Annotated in this window: 18 protein-coding genes; 12 read left to right on the forward strand and 6 right to left on the reverse strand. The window is 39.7% G+C overall.

All coding sequences use genetic code 11. From position 1 onward, the window contains the following. Positions 1-9: 9 nt before the first annotated feature. Positions 10-360 carry a winged helix-turn-helix transcriptional regulator gene (locus tag EGS71_RS03030; protein WP_001038019.1) on the reverse strand — a complete coding sequence of 117 codons (351 nt, stop codon included), beginning with the start codon at positions 358-360 and terminating at the stop codon, positions 10-12. Between the two features lie 116 nt (positions 361-476). On the opposite strand from EGS71_RS03030, the gene EGS71_RS03035 reads away from it, so the two are divergent. Further along, positions 477-1,466: a quinone oxidoreductase family protein gene (locus tag EGS71_RS03035; protein ID WP_000644422.1), complete on the forward strand. Its 990-nt coding sequence runs from the start codon at positions 477-479 to the stop codon at positions 1,464-1,466. A 48-nt stretch (positions 1,467-1,514) separates the two neighbouring features. Here EGS71_RS03035 and EGS71_RS03040 read toward each other — a convergent pair whose 3' ends face one another. The 4 genes from EGS71_RS03040 to EGS71_RS03060 all read right to left on the reverse strand — a co-directional run bounded on the left by EGS71_RS03040 (position 1,515) and on the right by EGS71_RS03060 (position 4,711). Next, complete coding sequence (locus EGS71_RS03040) at positions 1,515-2,126, reverse strand: glutathione binding-like protein (protein ID WP_001235670.1); 612 nt, start codon at positions 2,124-2,126, stop codon at positions 1,515-1,517. A gap of 211 nt (positions 2,127-2,337) precedes the next feature. Continuing rightward, a complete protein-coding gene (locus EGS71_RS03050) occupies positions 2,338-3,921 on the reverse strand; it encodes an IS66-like element ISAba25 family transposase (protein WP_001094424.1) in 1,584 nt (527 codons plus the stop codon). A gap of 74 nt (positions 3,922-3,995) precedes the next feature. After that, a complete protein-coding gene (gene tnpB, locus EGS71_RS03055) occupies positions 3,996-4,331 on the reverse strand; it encodes an IS66 family insertion sequence element accessory protein TnpB (RefSeq protein WP_000619347.1) in 336 nt (111 codons plus the stop codon). After that, complete coding sequence (locus EGS71_RS03060) at positions 4,328-4,711, reverse strand: transposase (protein ID WP_001055589.1); 384 nt, start codon at positions 4,709-4,711, stop codon at positions 4,328-4,330. The genes tnpB (EGS71_RS03055) and EGS71_RS03060 overlap by 4 nt, the downstream gene beginning before the upstream one ends. 378 nt (positions 4,712-5,089) lie before the next feature. Between EGS71_RS03060 and EGS71_RS03065 the strand changes: the two genes are divergently transcribed. The 5 genes from EGS71_RS03065 to EGS71_RS03085 all read left to right on the forward strand — a co-directional run bounded on the left by EGS71_RS03065 (position 5,090) and on the right by EGS71_RS03085 (position 8,965). Further along, positions 5,090-5,314: a hypothetical protein gene (locus tag EGS71_RS03065; RefSeq protein WP_000670226.1), complete on the forward strand. Its 225-nt coding sequence runs from the start codon at positions 5,090-5,092 to the stop codon at positions 5,312-5,314. A gap of 147 nt (positions 5,315-5,461) precedes the next feature. After that, the gene (locus EGS71_RS03070; protein ID WP_002009972.1) at positions 5,462-6,547 is read left to right on the forward strand and encodes an MBL fold metallo-hydrolase; all 1,086 of its coding nucleotides are present in this window, start codon (positions 5,462-5,464) and stop codon (positions 6,545-6,547) included. Between the two features lie 44 nt (positions 6,548-6,591). Then, entirely contained in the window at positions 6,592-6,975 is a 384-nt protein-coding gene (locus EGS71_RS03075; RefSeq protein ID WP_001055589.1) for a transposase, read from the forward strand. Continuing rightward, on the forward strand, positions 6,972-7,307 hold the full coding sequence (tnpB, locus tag EGS71_RS03080; protein WP_000619347.1) for an IS66 family insertion sequence element accessory protein TnpB: 336 nt from the start codon (positions 6,972-6,974) through the stop codon (positions 7,305-7,307). The genes EGS71_RS03075 and tnpB (EGS71_RS03080) overlap by 4 nt, the downstream gene beginning before the upstream one ends. A 74-nt stretch (positions 7,308-7,381) precedes the next feature. Then, complete coding sequence (locus EGS71_RS03085) at positions 7,382-8,965, forward strand: IS66-like element ISAba25 family transposase (protein WP_001094424.1); 1,584 nt, start codon at positions 7,382-7,384, stop codon at positions 8,963-8,965. A gap of 135 nt (positions 8,966-9,100) precedes the next feature. On the opposite strand, the gene EGS71_RS03090 is transcribed toward EGS71_RS03085, so the two are convergent. Continuing rightward, positions 9,101-10,018: a LysR substrate-binding domain-containing protein gene (locus tag EGS71_RS03090; RefSeq protein WP_000654049.1), complete on the reverse strand. Its 918-nt coding sequence runs from the start codon at positions 10,016-10,018 to the stop codon at positions 9,101-9,103. 158 nt (positions 10,019-10,176) lie between these two features. Between EGS71_RS03090 and EGS71_RS03095 the strand changes: the two genes are divergently transcribed. The 6 genes from EGS71_RS03095 to EGS71_RS03120 all read left to right on the forward strand — a co-directional run bounded on the left by EGS71_RS03095 (position 10,177) and on the right by EGS71_RS03120 (position 14,933). Further along, complete coding sequence (locus tag EGS71_RS03095) at positions 10,177-10,749, forward strand: FMN-dependent NADH-azoreductase (protein WP_000770685.1); 573 nt, start codon at positions 10,177-10,179, stop codon at positions 10,747-10,749. A gap of 86 nt (positions 10,750-10,835) precedes the next feature. After that, positions 10,836-11,123 carry a DoxX family protein gene (locus EGS71_RS03100; protein WP_265936750.1) on the forward strand — a complete coding sequence of 96 codons (288 nt, stop codon included), beginning with the start codon at positions 10,836-10,838 and terminating at the stop codon, positions 11,121-11,123. Between the two features lie 44 nt (positions 11,124-11,167). Further along, positions 11,168-11,551: a transposase gene (locus EGS71_RS03105; RefSeq protein WP_001055589.1), complete on the forward strand. Its 384-nt coding sequence runs from the start codon at positions 11,168-11,170 to the stop codon at positions 11,549-11,551. After that, entirely contained in the window at positions 11,548-11,883 is a 336-nt protein-coding gene (gene tnpB / locus EGS71_RS03110) for an IS66 family insertion sequence element accessory protein TnpB (RefSeq protein WP_000619347.1), read from the forward strand. Before EGS71_RS03105 ends, tnpB (EGS71_RS03110) begins: the two co-directional genes overlap by 4 nt. 74 nt (positions 11,884-11,957) lie before the next feature. Further along, a complete protein-coding gene (locus EGS71_RS03115; protein WP_001094424.1) occupies positions 11,958-13,541 on the forward strand; it encodes an IS66-like element ISAba25 family transposase in 1,584 nt (527 codons plus the stop codon). Positions 13,542-13,598: 57 nt separating this feature from the next. Then, positions 13,599-14,933 carry an MFS transporter gene (locus EGS71_RS03120; RefSeq protein WP_000590100.1) on the forward strand — a complete coding sequence of 445 codons (1,335 nt, stop codon included), beginning with the start codon at positions 13,599-13,601 and terminating at the stop codon, positions 14,931-14,933. The last annotated feature ends 8 nt before the right edge of the window (positions 14,934-14,941 follow it).

The raw sequence follows: 14,941 nt of genomic DNA on the forward strand, positions 1-14,941 counted from the left end.
ACCTTTAAACTATTTTTGCTTAAGTTGATTTTTTTGATTATTGGTTTCTTCTTCTTTTAGATGTTTTTCACCCCAGTCACATAGTTGTTTACAAATAGGACTTAAGCTAAAACCTAAGGTAGTTACACTATATTCAACTTTTGGAGGTACGACTGGATGAACAAAACGACTTACAATGCCGTGCTCTTCCATCTCTCTAAGTTGTTGAATCAAAACCTTCTGGCTAATATTTGGAATAAGGCGAAGAAGTTCCGATTGTCTTTTTGGACTATCAATCAGATGAAAAAGAATCATCATTTTCCAACGCCCACCAATGATTTTTAAGGTGCGTTCAATATGATTTAGCGGAAGTTTATTCATATTAATTTATACTTACTTTTTAGTCTGTATATGACAAAAAAGTCTGTTCCTACTTAATTTTACATATAGATATATTAGAACACTCTTAATTAGATATAAATATCGGAGTGTCTTTAATGAAAGCTATTCAATTTGATAATTTTGGTGAACCTTCAGTTTTAAAATCTGTAGATATTGTAAAACCAGAAATTTTACCAAATGAAGTATTAATTAAAGTGAGTCAAATTGGGGTTAATTATCATGAAACTCTACAAAGACAAGGTAATTATCCTGGACCTGCTTTATCTCTCCCAGCGATATTAGGCTCTGAAGTAGTGGGTACAGTTGAAGAATTAGGGATTGATATTAACTATATTCAAGTTGGGTCAAGAGTTGCTGTTCCTCTCTTTGCAATTCAACCAACTGGTGGATATGCGGAATATGTAAAAATACCAGCAAATTTCTTAGTTCCTATTCCAGATTCAATAAGTGATGAACAAGCTTTAAGTACGATGCTACAAGGATTAGTTGCATATTTTTTACTTAAAGAAAACTCTATACAAGGTAAAGTTGTATTAGTAACCGCTGCTGCTGGCGGGGTAGGTTCATTACTTGTCGAACTTGCTAAGATTCAAGGTGCAAGTAAAGTAATAGGAATAGTGGGTTCAGATGAAAAAATTGAATATTTAAAGACTAAAGGTATTGATTACGGTCTAAACTACAAAGCAAAAGATTGGACTCAAAGTTTAAGTGAGATATCAGATAGCTCACCTATTGATTTAATATTTGATTCAGTTGGTGGTGATATTGCTCAAACGATACTTCAAAAATTAAATACTTTTGGAACATTTGTGAGCTATGGAGCTGCTAGTGGCGTATTACCGGAACTAAATGTAAATGATATAAATCGATTTATTTTCCTTAGTCAAACATTTAAAGGTTTTGCATTATTTAACTCTTTAAATGAAATATCTATTAAAGAGGGTTTAACTGACCTATTTAAATTAATTGAAGAAGGTAAATTAAAACCAACAATTGATCATATCTATCAATTTGATGATATGGTTAATGTTCATACATTACTTGAACAGAATAAAACAATAGGTAAAGTGATCGTTTCTATATAAATATAAATGGAAAAATAAAAAGAGGAACATACACGTTCCTCTTTTAACTTATAATACTATACTTGATTCAAACTTTAGAACTTCTTGAACGGAACTTCTTTTTCCCAAGTTATATTTCAAATTGAGAATTTTAGGCCATTTCTCTAAGTCTATAGAAAAATAGTCACACCAATGTAGCATTACAAAGAAATAGAAATCTGCGATTGAGATTTCATTGCCGTTTAAATACTGATTTGACTGAAGTTTATTTTCAATAAAATCAAAACTTCTTGATAACTTATGTTTGGATACTTCAATCCAAGAATCAATCTTTTCTTTGTAGAAAAAAGCAGAGAAATTTTTATGTATATCCATACTAATAAATGACAATAAACTCATCATTTCATAACGTTCAAAAGAACTAGATTTAGGTATTAGATTTTTCTCAGGAACCAAGTCAGCTAAATAAGTCAGTATCGTTGTAACTTCAGTTATGACTTTACCATTTTCAAGTCCAAGTGCTGGAACTGCCCCTTTAGGATTAATCTTTAAATAATCCAATCCGGATCCAGTGACTTTTGTTGATAAGTCAACAAATTCTGTATCAAATTCTTGTCCAGTTTCTTTTAAAGCAATATGAATCGCCATTGAACAGGCATGAGGATAAAAAAATAATCTCATTGATAACAACCATTATTTAAATAGAAAAGTAAAGGTAAAAATACAAAAATGCACTTTTACCTCTCTGAAATTATTTAAGTTTCTTATCTACACTAAGGCCACCTGCGCCAAAGATAACAAGAGCCAATAGACCTCCAGCCATTGAAATGTTTTTCATAAACATAATTTGGCTGTTCATATGTAAGCGTCCGCTGAATCCCATACCTATTTTTTAATTCGATTTAGGTTTCCAGCAGTGCGGCAGTAACTCTTCAATCTGGGTCACTTTATGTGTCGGTAACCTTTTCAGCACATCACTTAAATAGGCATACGGATCCAGCCCATTCAGCTTTGCTGACTGGATTAAAGTCATGATGTTTGCCGCTCGCTGACCACTGCGCAGCGAACCTGCAAACAGCCAGTTCTTGCGCCCCAACGCCCAGGGACGCATCTGATTCTCTACCCAATTGTTGCATATCGGTAGATTGCCATCATCCAGATAGCGGCTTAAGGCTGGCCAACGCTTCAGAGTGTAATTGATGGCCTTGGCGGTGGGAGAACTCGATGGCACTGTCAGATGATGTTGGTTGAGCCATTCATATAGTTGTTGCATCACTGGTTGACTATGCTGTTGTCGGTATTCGCGGCGGTCTTCCGCTGTACCATCGGTCTTTTTCCTGAGTTCTGCTTCTATCGCATACAGTTTCTGAATCAGCACCAATGCCTGTTCAGCGACCTGACTTTTCCCGGTCACATGCAGTTCATGGAATTTACGACGTGCATGGGCCATGCAGCCGACCTCTATGACCTGGCCTGATTTAAAGCGTGCTTTATAACCACTGTAATCATCACAGACTAGATTGCCCTGCCAGCCTTTCAAGAACTCTGCAGCATGCTGGCCTGAACGACTATCCTGAAAGTCATAGATCACCGCCTGAACTGGATTGTACTGTGTGGTGGCATAGGCCCAGACATAACCTTTCTTCGGTTTTTTCTCATTCTCACCCATCCGCATGATGGTGACCGGTGTTTCATCTGCATGCAGCACCCGCTGTTGCAGCACCACCTCTTTTAAGGCATTGGCCAGAGGTTCCAGTTCTACACCGCAGCGACCTATCCAGTCAGATAAAGTTGATCTAGAAAGTTCGATTCCCGCCCGCTGATAGATCAGACGTTGACGGTACAGCGGCAAATGATCGGCATACTTCGATACCAGCACATGGCTGAGCAATTCAGGTGAAGCAATGCCTTTATCAATCACATAGGCGGGCATCGCTTGCTGAGTCAGAGTGTCACACTGATCACAGACCCATTTACCACGCACATGCTGTTCCTTATAGAACTGTGCCGGTCTGAAATGCAGTTTCTCACTGACATCTTCGCCGATACGACGGAGTTGGCATCCACAAGTGCATTGGGTTGATGCAGGTTCATGCTCAATACGGATGGTGTGTAGATGATCTGGCAGTGGTCGACGTTTAGGTTTATTGGTTTTGGCTTTCTGTGTCGCTGCATCGGTTTTATCTGCATTTAATCGTTCTAATTCCAGATCAACAGCAGCAATATCTTCTTCAACCGCTTCATCCCATAGGTGGATTTGTTTTGCCGTTAAGTGTTCATTCTTTTGGGCGAATTTGTGCTTTTTAAACAGCGCCAGTTCATGCTCGTATTTTTGATTGAGAATAGAAAGATGTTGAACTTTGGCATCCAATTGTTGGTTTGATTGTGCTAGAGACTGATGCTGCATCGCCAACTGTCTGGTGAATTCCAGCAGTTGTTCATGGGTCAGTTGGCTTAAGTCAGGCAGCGTATTCATGACCGCAGTATGCCTGAGGTCATGAAGAGAATGAAATAGAACGTTTGGAGGATGGCAGAATGGTCGAGCTTGGTTTAGAGCATATTCACCACTTGCTGCAATCCAATTCTCTGCCAGGGCAAACCTTGGATTAATGCCTGTAACTGTTCCGGGCTGAGGGCCACGGTTTCACCTTGGTGAACTTGAGCCCAGTGAAATTTACCCTGTTCCAAACGCCGGGCACACAGCCAGATGCCCAGTCCATCATGTACCAACACTTTCATACGATGACCACGTTTATTACAGAACAGGTAGGCGCAATGCGGTTTGATGTAGCCAAAGGCTCTCACCACCTGAGCCATGACAGTATCCATTCCTGCTCGCATATCCATGGGCTGGGTAGAGAGCCAAATTTCATTGATACGGATCATGTTGCCAGTGCCTTGAGTAATTCTGCCAAGGCAGGTATTTCTGATGTCTGCCATTTTAGCTGAATATCATTATTCGTATGAGGCACGGTGATACACAACGTGATCCTCTCATCAATAGGTTGGCTGATTGCAGCAGTGTAAGGCAAAGCAATAAATGCTGGATTCACATGAGTAGGATCCTGCACGGCACCCTCATGATGGCTGAAGATCCTGATCCAACGACTGACAAGGTTGGCATTAATACTATGTTGCAGTGCGACCGAAGCGATCGAGGTATTAGGATTTTTACAGGCATTGACAATACTGAGTTTGAATTCTTTGCTGTATGTTCTGCGTTTTTTAGCAACAGGAGGTGTTGCTGAATATATATCCATGTTCATGGATTAAGTCCCCACTTGTTTTTAGGTGGGAACTAAATTAAGGCTTATAGGACCGCTTGGTAAGGCTGTGTTAGCCGGATGCTTACTTTAAATATTCATAAAAATGTAGAATAGGCTTTATGAATTTTGGTTAAGGATGAAGATGCTTTTAAGCTTTATTATTGTTTTTTATAAGATATAAGATATCCAATTTATCCAGATTTATATCCAATAATTCCAAATTTTAATTAAGTTATATTTTTTAATTAATTGTTTCATTTTAAAAATTAATATTTTTAAAGTTGTTGTGTGAATTGATTTTTATTTTTTTAACAAAATCAAACATATATTAAAATAAAATTATTTAGAATTATTTCATCATAATTTTGGAATTTGCTTATGAAATTTTTAGGAATATTGTCTATCCCTTTTATTATCTCCGCCTGCATTACTAATCAGAATGTGCAAAAGGAAGAAGCCCCAGAATGTATGAATTATCATGCAATGATGACAGCACCTATGCCAGAACAGGCAATTGAAAGCTTAAAAAAAAAGCTTGTTATGAAACTAGAAAATAGCTTTGAGCATTTATATTTAAAAAAGAATTTATTATTACGAGAATAGTAAGTTAAAAATAACTACTGACCGTTCTTATTTTTGCAACTTAAGTTCTTATTTTAGTAGCTTGTTTTAATCTTTCGAAATTAGAAATATAAGAATGTTTTTATGAAGTATAGAACATTTAATTTAATTGTATATCTGAGGTTTCGAATGAAAAAGATCTTTTTAAATACAACACTACTAGGCTTGATGTATTTGAACATAAGTCATGGTGCTAATGCTCAAATTACGATAGATATTCCCGAAGCTCCCTCTACTGTACATGCGGTTTATGTTAGCCAATCAAGTAAAAAAGTTTTAAATCCATCGGAAAAAATTGACCGGCTATATAACCGAAATCTTCAGCAAGAGTATGTACTGCAACGTATGACAGAACATACTTATTTTTTTCAATCCCAATTTTATGGAACGATGTTTTATGTAGGTGAAAAAGGAGTACTCTTATTTGACCCAGTTGAAAATGCTGGAGAAAAGATTTTAAAAGCTATCTTAGAAGTAACAAAACTACCTGTTACAACAATTGTCTATTCGCATGCGCACGCTGATCATATCAGTTCAGCTCCAGTAATTGTTGAAGCTTCTAAAAAGGCAGGTGTCAAAGTACGTATTATTTCATCTGATGCTACAGCAGAGCTTTTAAACCGAATTAAAAGTAAATTGCCAAAACCTACGGAAACAATTCCTTTTAAAAATGGTAGTTTTAATTTTGAAGGGGTGAATGTTCAAGTACATGGTTTCAAATATGCAGCACATACTGCCGATACAGGTGTTTGGTTAATTCCAAATGAGAAAGTTGCACATATTCCCGATCTAATAAATGCCGATCAATTACCTTATTGGGGTTTCGCTGGTGCTGAAGTTCCTCTTTATTTTGAAGAAAATTTAAAAGAATTAAAAAGTTTAAATTGGGTATTTCTGAGTGGTGGCCATGGAAATGTTGGATCTAAGGCTGATGTAGATTTCTATTTAGAGTTCCTAAAAGATATGAAACAAGCAGTGGGCCAATCATATGGCGTGGTGCAGTGGGGAGTAGGAGCTCCTGATCCTCAGAAAACAAATTCACATATGGCCCAGCTACCAGCATATCTTGATGCAATAGGTAATCAGGCAACTGAATATTTGCGACCAAAATATGGACAATATTATGGGTTTGAAACTTCAGTTCCAAAGAATGGTGAAATCACAGCTTTATTAGTAAGCATCCGGCTAACACAGCCTTACCAAGCGGTCCTATAAGCCTTAATTTAGTTCCCACCTAAAAACAAGTGGGGACTTAATCCATGAACATGGATATATATTCAGCAACACCTCCTGTTGCTAAAAAACGCAGAACATACAGCAAAGAATTCAAACTCAGTATTGTCAATGCCTGTAAAAATCCTAATACCTCGATCGCTTCGGTCGCACTGCAACATAGTATTAATGCCAACCTTGTCAGTCGTTGGATCAGGATCTTCAGCCATCATGAGGGTGCCGTGCAGGATCCTACTCATGTGAATCCAGCATTTATTGCTTTGCCTTACACTGCTGCAATCAGCCAACCTATTGATGAGAGGATCACGTTGTGTATCACCGTGCCTCATACGAATAATGATATTCAGCTAAAATGGCAGACATCAGAAATACCTGCCTTGGCAGAATTACTCAAGGCACTGGCAACATGATCCGTATCAATGAAATTTGGCTCTCTACCCAGCCCATGGATATGCGAGCAGGAATGGATACTGTCATGGCTCAGGTGGTGAGAGCCTTTGGCTACATCAAACCGCATTGCGCCTACCTGTTCTGTAATAAACGTGGTCATCGTATGAAAGTGTTGGTACATGATGGACTGGGCATCTGGCTGTGTGCCCGGCGTTTGGAACAGGGTAAATTTCACTGGGCTCAAGTTCACCAAGGTGAAACCGTGGCCCTCAGCCCGGAACAGTTACAGGCATTAATCCAAGGTTTGCCCTGGCAGAGAATTGGATTGCAGCAAGTGGTGAATATGCTCTAAACCAAGCTCGACCATTCTGCCATCCTCCAAACGTTCTATTTCATTCTCTTCATGACCTCAGGCATACTGCGGTCATGAATACGCTGCCTGACTTAAGCCAACTGACCCATGAACAACTGCTGGAATTCACCAGACAGTTGGCGATGCAGCATCAGTCTCTAGCACAATCAAACCAACAATTGGATGCCAAAGTTCAACATCTTTCTATTCTCAATCAAAAATACGAGCATGAACTGGCGCTGTTTAAAAAGCACAAATTCGCCCAAAAGAATGAACACTTAACGGCAAAACAAATCCACCTATGGGATGAAGCGGTTGAAGAAGATATTGCTGCTGTTGATCTGGAATTAGAACGATTAAATGCAGATAAAACCGATGCAGCGACACAGAAAGCCAAAACCAATAAACCTAAACGTCGACCACTGCCAGATCATCTACACACCATCCGTATTGAGCATGAACCTGCATCAACCCAATGCACTTGTGGATGCCAACTCCGTCGTATCGGCGAAGATGTCAGTGAGAAACTGCATTTCAGACCGGCACAGTTCTATAAGGAACAGCATGTGCGTGGTAAATGGGTCTGTGATCAGTGTGACACTCTGACTCAGCAAGCGATGCCCGCCTATGTGATTGATAAAGGCATTGCTTCACCTGAATTGCTCAGCCATGTGCTGGTATCGAAGTATGCCGATCATTTGCCGCTGTACCGTCAACGTCTGATCTATCAGCGGGCGGGAATCGAACTTTCTAGATCAACTTTATCTGACTGGATAGGTCGCTGCGGTGTAGAACTGGAACCTCTGGCCAATGCCTTAAAAGAGGTGGTGCTGCAACAGCGGGTGCTGCATGCAGATGAAACACCGGTCACCATCATGCGGATGGGTGAGAATGAGAAAAAACCGAAGAAAGGTTATGTCTGGGCCTATGCCACCACACAGTACAATCCAGTTCAGGCGGTGATCTATGACTTTCAGGATAGTCGTTCAGGCCAGCATGCTGCAGAGTTCTTGAAAGGCTGGCAGGGCAATCTAGTCTGTGATGATTACAGTGGTTATAAAGCACGCTTTAAATCAGGCCAGGTCATAGAGGTCGGCTGCATGGCCCATGCACGTCGTAAATTCCATGAACTGCATGTGACCGGGAAAAGTCAGGTCGCTGAACAGGCATTGGTGCTGATTCAGAAACTGTATGCGATAGAAGCAGAACTCAGGAAAAAGACCGATGGTACAGCGGAAGACCGCCGCGAATACCGACAACAGCATAGTCAACCAGTGATGCAACAACTATATGAATGGCTCAACCAACATCATCTGACAGTGCCATCGAGTTCTCCCACCGCCAAGGCCATCAATTACACTCTGAAGCGTTGGCCAGCCTTAAGCCGCTATCTGGATGATGGCAATCTACCGATATGCAACAATTGGGTAGAGAATCAGATGCGTCCCTGGGCGTTGGGGCGCAAGAACTGGCTGTTTGCAGGTTCGCTGCGCAGTGGTCAGCGAGCGGCAAACATCATGACTTTAATCCAGTCAGCAAAGCTGAATGGGCTGGATCCGTATGCCTATTTAAGTGATGTGCTGAAAAGGTTACCGACACATAAAGTGACCCAGATTGAAGAGTTACTGCCGCACTGCTGGAAACCTAAATCGAATTAAAAAATAGGTATGGGATTCAGCGGACGCTTACCTTTATTAATGTATGCCTATCAATAGTAAAAAATGTCTATACCTAAATCGGGTATAGACATTTTATATATTTATTTAAAACTCAATTGATTATGTTAATTTTAATTAAATATCCTGCATTTCTTTAAGTAGAGGAGGAATTTTTTCGATTAAAAAATCAAGAAAAACCTTTGATGCTGGTAAAGCACCGCTTCGAGATGGAAAGATTAAATGAAAATTTCCAGTTGGAAGTTCCCATTCAGGTAAAACGACGATAAGTTTCTTTTCTAGTATCAGGCTTTTGCATTTTAACAAAGGCAGCAAAGCAATACCTTTTCCATCGGTAGCTAAACAATTAAGCAAAGTTAAACTTGCAGCTTTGATAAATGGTTTTATAGGCAAACTTACGTTTTCATTAATAGTTTGATTGCTAAAGAACCAAGTTTGATTTTCATTTTCGATATTACTTAACAATTTATGCTTACTTAAATCGCTGGGATGCGTAGGTGTACCATATTGGTTGAGATATTGTGGACTGGCGACTAATACTGATTGTGTATAACCAAGATGTCTCATTACTAAATTATGATCGCTATCTAAGTTCTGTCGAATACGGATTCCGATATCGACAGATTCTTTAAGAATATCAACTCTCTTGTTAGTGACAATAAATTTAATTTCTACTTTGGGGTATCTATCCATAAATTCAGGAAGAATGAGGGGCATAATTCTTTCTGCAACATCTATAGGAATGCTTACAGTAATTGATCCAATCGGCTCGCCGCGCAACTGATCTATTAAGTCATAAACAGTTTGCGCTTCTAAAAGCATTGATTGTACATATTGATAAATCTGCTCGCCGATTGCCGTAAGCTTAATTTGTCTAGAGTCTCGTTGTAATAATTTAACGTTTAAATTTTTCTCTAAATTTGAGAGTCTTCGGCTTAATTTTGATTTAGATATACCTGTTTTTTGTTCTACTTTACTTAGACCACCATGTTCGACAATTAAAGCAAAAATATATAAATCATTTAAATCTTTCATCGGTGTTTTAACCTTAATGAACCAATAATTTATCTTACTTCGAACTTTATCTTTGTTGGTTGCATTTTTTACAACATATATTCCCGATTATAGGGCTTAAGTGGCAAATATAAAACGAATAAACTCATTTCACGACTTAAAACCCTTATAGGTATGAAATGAAACTTTTACATTTAGACTCAAGTGCTCTCGGTGAATTCTCGGCTACTCGGGAGATTGGGCAAGCAGTAGTTCAAGAGTTAAAAAAACATGGTCCTTTAGAGGTAACCTATCGAGATTTGCATGTAGAACCACTTCCACATTTTTCAAAACACTTTGATAGCTTGAGTGAAGAAGCACAAGTTGATGAACGTATTCTTCAACAATTTGAAGAAACGGATATTTTTGTACTAGGTGCACCAATGTACAACCTAAGTATTCCAACCACCTTGAAAGCTTGGATTGACCGAATTTTAATTGCAGGTCGGACTTTCAGATATACAGAGAATGGGCCACAAGGCTTAGTTTCAGCTAAGAAAGTTATTATTGTAAGTGCTCGTGGTAGTGCCTATGGTGATCAATTCCCTATGGATCATCAAGAATCATATTTAAAAGATATTTTTAATTTCTTAGGCGTACAAGAGGTATTTGTAGTACGTGCAGAAGGAATGGCTTTTCCGACTCGTTCTCAATCAATTAGTCAAGCAATTAATAGTATTCCACAAATGTTTGCTATGCCTGCTCAAAACTAAGGGAGAGAATAATCATGACTAGAATTAATAACGCAATCGAAAAAATTATCCAACATCCAAAAGTATATGCCTTTTCATCACTTCTAATGCGGCTAATGATATCTGTAATTTTCATCTTATCTGGATTAGGAAAGATATTTCAATATTCGAGTAATGCTGGGTATATGGAGTCTATGGGAGTGTCATCTGCATTACTGCCATTAGCAATTCTGGTTGAATTTGGAGGTGGTTTCCTTGTATTGATTGGCCTTCAAACACGGCTTGCAGCATTTCTATTGTTTGGTTTCTCGTTAGTGGCAGCAGTGCTATTTCATAGTGGTTCTGATATGAACGTAAGCATCCGGCTAACACAGCCTTACCAAGCGGTCCTATAAGCCTTAATTTAGTTCCCACCTAAAAACAAGTGGGGACTTAATCCATGAACATGGATATATATTCAGCAACACCTCCTGTTGCTAAAAAACGCAGAACATACAGCAAAGAATTCAAACTCAGTATTGTCAATGCCTGTAAAAATCCTAATACCTCGATCGCTTCGGTCGCACTGCAACATAGTATTAATGCCAACCTTGTCAGTCGTTGGATCAGGATCTTCAGCCATCATGAGGGTGCCGTGCAGGATCCTACTCATGTGAATCCAGCATTTATTGCTTTGCCTTACACTGCTGCAATCAGCCAACCTATTGATGAGAGGATCACGTTGTGTATCACCGTGCCTCATACGAATAATGATATTCAGCTAAAATGGCAGACATCAGAAATACCTGCCTTGGCAGAATTACTCAAGGCACTGGCAACATGATCCGTATCAATGAAATTTGGCTCTCTACCCAGCCCATGGATATGCGAGCAGGAATGGATACTGTCATGGCTCAGGTGGTGAGAGCCTTTGGCTACATCAAACCGCATTGCGCCTACCTGTTCTGTAATAAACGTGGTCATCGTATGAAAGTGTTGGTACATGATGGACTGGGCATCTGGCTGTGTGCCCGGCGTTTGGAACAGGGTAAATTTCACTGGGCTCAAGTTCACCAAGGTGAAACCGTGGCCCTCAGCCCGGAACAGTTACAGGCATTAATCCAAGGTTTGCCCTGGCAGAGAATTGGATTGCAGCAAGTGGTGAATATGCTCTAAACCAAGCTCGACCATTCTGCCATCCTCCAAACGTTCTATTTCATTCTCTTCATGACCTCAGGCATACTGCGGTCATGAATACGCTGCCTGACTTAAGCCAACTGACCCATGAACAACTGCTGGAATTCACCAGACAGTTGGCGATGCAGCATCAGTCTCTAGCACAATCAAACCAACAATTGGATGCCAAAGTTCAACATCTTTCTATTCTCAATCAAAAATACGAGCATGAACTGGCGCTGTTTAAAAAGCACAAATTCGCCCAAAAGAATGAACACTTAACGGCAAAACAAATCCACCTATGGGATGAAGCGGTTGAAGAAGATATTGCTGCTGTTGATCTGGAATTAGAACGATTAAATGCAGATAAAACCGATGCAGCGACACAGAAAGCCAAAACCAATAAACCTAAACGTCGACCACTGCCAGATCATCTACACACCATCCGTATTGAGCATGAACCTGCATCAACCCAATGCACTTGTGGATGCCAACTCCGTCGTATCGGCGAAGATGTCAGTGAGAAACTGCATTTCAGACCGGCACAGTTCTATAAGGAACAGCATGTGCGTGGTAAATGGGTCTGTGATCAGTGTGACACTCTGACTCAGCAAGCGATGCCCGCCTATGTGATTGATAAAGGCATTGCTTCACCTGAATTGCTCAGCCATGTGCTGGTATCGAAGTATGCCGATCATTTGCCGCTGTACCGTCAACGTCTGATCTATCAGCGGGCGGGAATCGAACTTTCTAGATCAACTTTATCTGACTGGATAGGTCGCTGCGGTGTAGAACTGGAACCTCTGGCCAATGCCTTAAAAGAGGTGGTGCTGCAACAGCGGGTGCTGCATGCAGATGAAACACCGGTCACCATCATGCGGATGGGTGAGAATGAGAAAAAACCGAAGAAAGGTTATGTCTGGGCCTATGCCACCACACAGTACAATCCAGTTCAGGCGGTGATCTATGACTTTCAGGATAGTCGTTCAGGCCAGCATGCTGCAGAGTTCTTGAAAGGCTGGCAGGGCAATCTAGTCTGTGATGATTACAGTGGTTATAAAGCACGCTTTAAATCAGGCCAGGTCATAGAGGTCGGCTGCATGGCCCATGCACGTCGTAAATTCCATGAACTGCATGTGACCGGGAAAAGTCAGGTCGCTGAACAGGCATTGGTGCTGATTCAGAAACTGTATGCGATAGAAGCAGAACTCAGGAAAAAGACCGATGGTACAGCGGAAGACCGCCGCGAATACCGACAACAGCATAGTCAACCAGTGATGCAACAACTATATGAATGGCTCAACCAACATCATCTGACAGTGCCATCGAGTTCTCCCACCGCCAAGGCCATCAATTACACTCTGAAGCGTTGGCCAGCCTTAAGCCGCTATCTGGATGATGGCAATCTACCGATATGCAACAATTGGGTAGAGAATCAGATGCGTCCCTGGGCGTTGGGGCGCAAGAACTGGCTGTTTGCAGGTTCGCTGCGCAGTGGTCAGCGAGCGGCAAACATCATGACTTTAATCCAGTCAGCAAAGCTGAATGGGCTGGATCCGTATGCCTATTTAAGTGATGTGCTGAAAAGGTTACCGACACATAAAGTGACCCAGATTGAAGAGTTACTGCCGCACTGCTGGAAACCTAAATCGAATTAAAAAATAGGTATGGGATTCAGCGGACGCTTACTATTTAAACAAATTTCAGGAATGTATATGATTAAAATAGATGTGAACGATATCGTAGATAGAGAAAAACTAGCTCCCCTCCAGTGGGTAGTCTTTGTTTTAGGTTTCTTAGTATTTTTCTGTGATGGACTTGATACTGGAATTATAGGTTTTATAGCACCACCTTTGTTAGATGAATGGCAAATTTCAAAGGCCGAATTAGCTCCTGTATTTGGTGCTGCTTTAATCGGCATGAGTATTGGCGCCTTAATATCAGGTATTTTTGCAGATAAGTTTGGCCGAAAGAAAATTATGATTAGCAGCATGCTAATCTTATCTATATTTACAATAATCTCGGCTTACTCGACCAATACAGCAGAACTCATTATCTATAGATTTATCACGGGACTTGGGTTAGGTGCGACGATGCCTAATGTAAGTACAATCGTTTCAGAATATATGCCTAAAAAGCATCGAGCATTTCTCACGGGTTTAGCTGGTTGTGGATTTCTAATGGGAGTATCTTCTGGAGGATTCCTTTCAGCTTATCTATTGAAAATTTTTAGTTGGTCTGAATTACTAATTATTATTGGTTTGATACCTGCATTACTTACCCTTGTACTCATTTTTACCCTCCCGGAATCCACACAATTTCTTATTATTAATAATCAAAAGAAAAAAGCTCTTTTAATTTTAGAAAAAATACATGGTAAAAAAATTGATAAAGAGCTTGTCTTATCTATAGCTGAAAAGGAACTTGTCGAACAGAATAATCCACTTAAAGATATCTTTAGCAAATACTTATTTGGTTCATTAATGTTATGGCTTTGCTCTTTTATGAGTTTATTAGTGTTTTATCTTTTTACGAGCTGGATGCCGACAATTTTAAAAACTGTTGGTTTTGATCTACAACAATTAAGTCTTATGTCTACTTTATTCCCATTCGGGGGCGTGATTGGAGCTATGATCATGTGTAGATTCATGGATAGATTAAATCCAACCAAAGTGATTACTTCCTCATATTTCTCAGCATTCTTATTATTCATTCTTCTTAGCTTTACGCATACAAACATTAGCATCTTTTCAATACTGATCTTTATGATTGGAGGCCTATTAGCAGGTGCCCAAACAGCATTATTTCCGTTAGCTACTCTTTTTTATCCAGCGAACTGTAGAGGCTCTGGCGTTTCATGGATGCATGGAATAAGCCGTATTGGGGCAATTTTAGGTTCATTTTTAGGTTCTTTCATTTTTACTTTAAAGCTAGATATGAGTTCAATTTTCTTAAGTTTAGCCATACCTACTTTTATTGCTTTTATTTGTTTAGCACTTAAGTGGTATGGGGAGCTAAATATAGCTAAACAAAAATTTAAAGTTGTCTGAACTAATTA

This window comes from Acinetobacter sp. FDAARGOS_559 (genome assembly GCF_003940475.1).
GTDB lineage: Bacteria > Pseudomonadota > Gammaproteobacteria > Pseudomonadales > Moraxellaceae > Acinetobacter > Acinetobacter baumannii.

Bases quoted from the DNA above. Each gene is read 5' to 3' on its own strand.
- EGS71_RS03030 (WP_001038019.1), bottom strand. From the start codon at position 360: ATGAATAAACTTCCGCTAAATCATATTGAACGCACCTTAAAAATCATT.
- EGS71_RS03035 (WP_000644422.1), top strand. From the start codon at position 477: ATGAAAGCTATTCAATTTGATAATTTTGGTGAACCTTCAGTTTTAAAA.
- EGS71_RS03040 (WP_001235670.1), bottom strand. From the start codon at position 2,126: ATGAGATTATTTTTTTATCCTCATGCCTGTTCAATGGCGATTCATATT.
- EGS71_RS03050 (WP_001094424.1), bottom strand. From the start codon at position 3,921: ATGAATACGCTGCCTGACTTAAGCCAACTGACCCATGAACAACTGCTG.
- tnpB (WP_000619347.1), bottom strand. From the start codon at position 4,331: ATGATCCGTATCAATGAAATTTGGCTCTCTACCCAGCCCATGGATATG.
- EGS71_RS03060 (WP_001055589.1), bottom strand. From the start codon at position 4,711: ATGAACATGGATATATATTCAGCAACACCTCCTGTTGCTAAAAAACGC.
- EGS71_RS03065 (WP_000670226.1), top strand. From the start codon at position 5,090: ATGAAATTTTTAGGAATATTGTCTATCCCTTTTATTATCTCCGCCTGC.
- EGS71_RS03070 (WP_002009972.1), top strand. From the start codon at position 5,462: ATGAAAAAGATCTTTTTAAATACAACACTACTAGGCTTGATGTATTTG.
- EGS71_RS03075 (WP_001055589.1), top strand. From the start codon at position 6,592: ATGAACATGGATATATATTCAGCAACACCTCCTGTTGCTAAAAAACGC.
- tnpB (WP_000619347.1), top strand. From the start codon at position 6,972: ATGATCCGTATCAATGAAATTTGGCTCTCTACCCAGCCCATGGATATG.
- EGS71_RS03085 (WP_001094424.1), top strand. From the start codon at position 7,382: ATGAATACGCTGCCTGACTTAAGCCAACTGACCCATGAACAACTGCTG.
- EGS71_RS03090 (WP_000654049.1), bottom strand. From the start codon at position 10,018: ATGAAAGATTTAAATGATTTATATATTTTTGCTTTAATTGTCGAACAT.
- EGS71_RS03095 (WP_000770685.1), top strand. From the start codon at position 10,177: ATGAAACTTTTACATTTAGACTCAAGTGCTCTCGGTGAATTCTCGGCT.
- EGS71_RS03100 (WP_265936750.1), top strand. From the start codon at position 10,836: ATGCGGCTAATGATATCTGTAATTTTCATCTTATCTGGATTAGGAAAG.
- EGS71_RS03105 (WP_001055589.1), top strand. From the start codon at position 11,168: ATGAACATGGATATATATTCAGCAACACCTCCTGTTGCTAAAAAACGC.
- tnpB (WP_000619347.1), top strand. From the start codon at position 11,548: ATGATCCGTATCAATGAAATTTGGCTCTCTACCCAGCCCATGGATATG.
- EGS71_RS03115 (WP_001094424.1), top strand. From the start codon at position 11,958: ATGAATACGCTGCCTGACTTAAGCCAACTGACCCATGAACAACTGCTG.
- EGS71_RS03120 (WP_000590100.1), top strand. From the start codon at position 13,599: ATGATTAAAATAGATGTGAACGATATCGTAGATAGAGAAAAACTAGCT.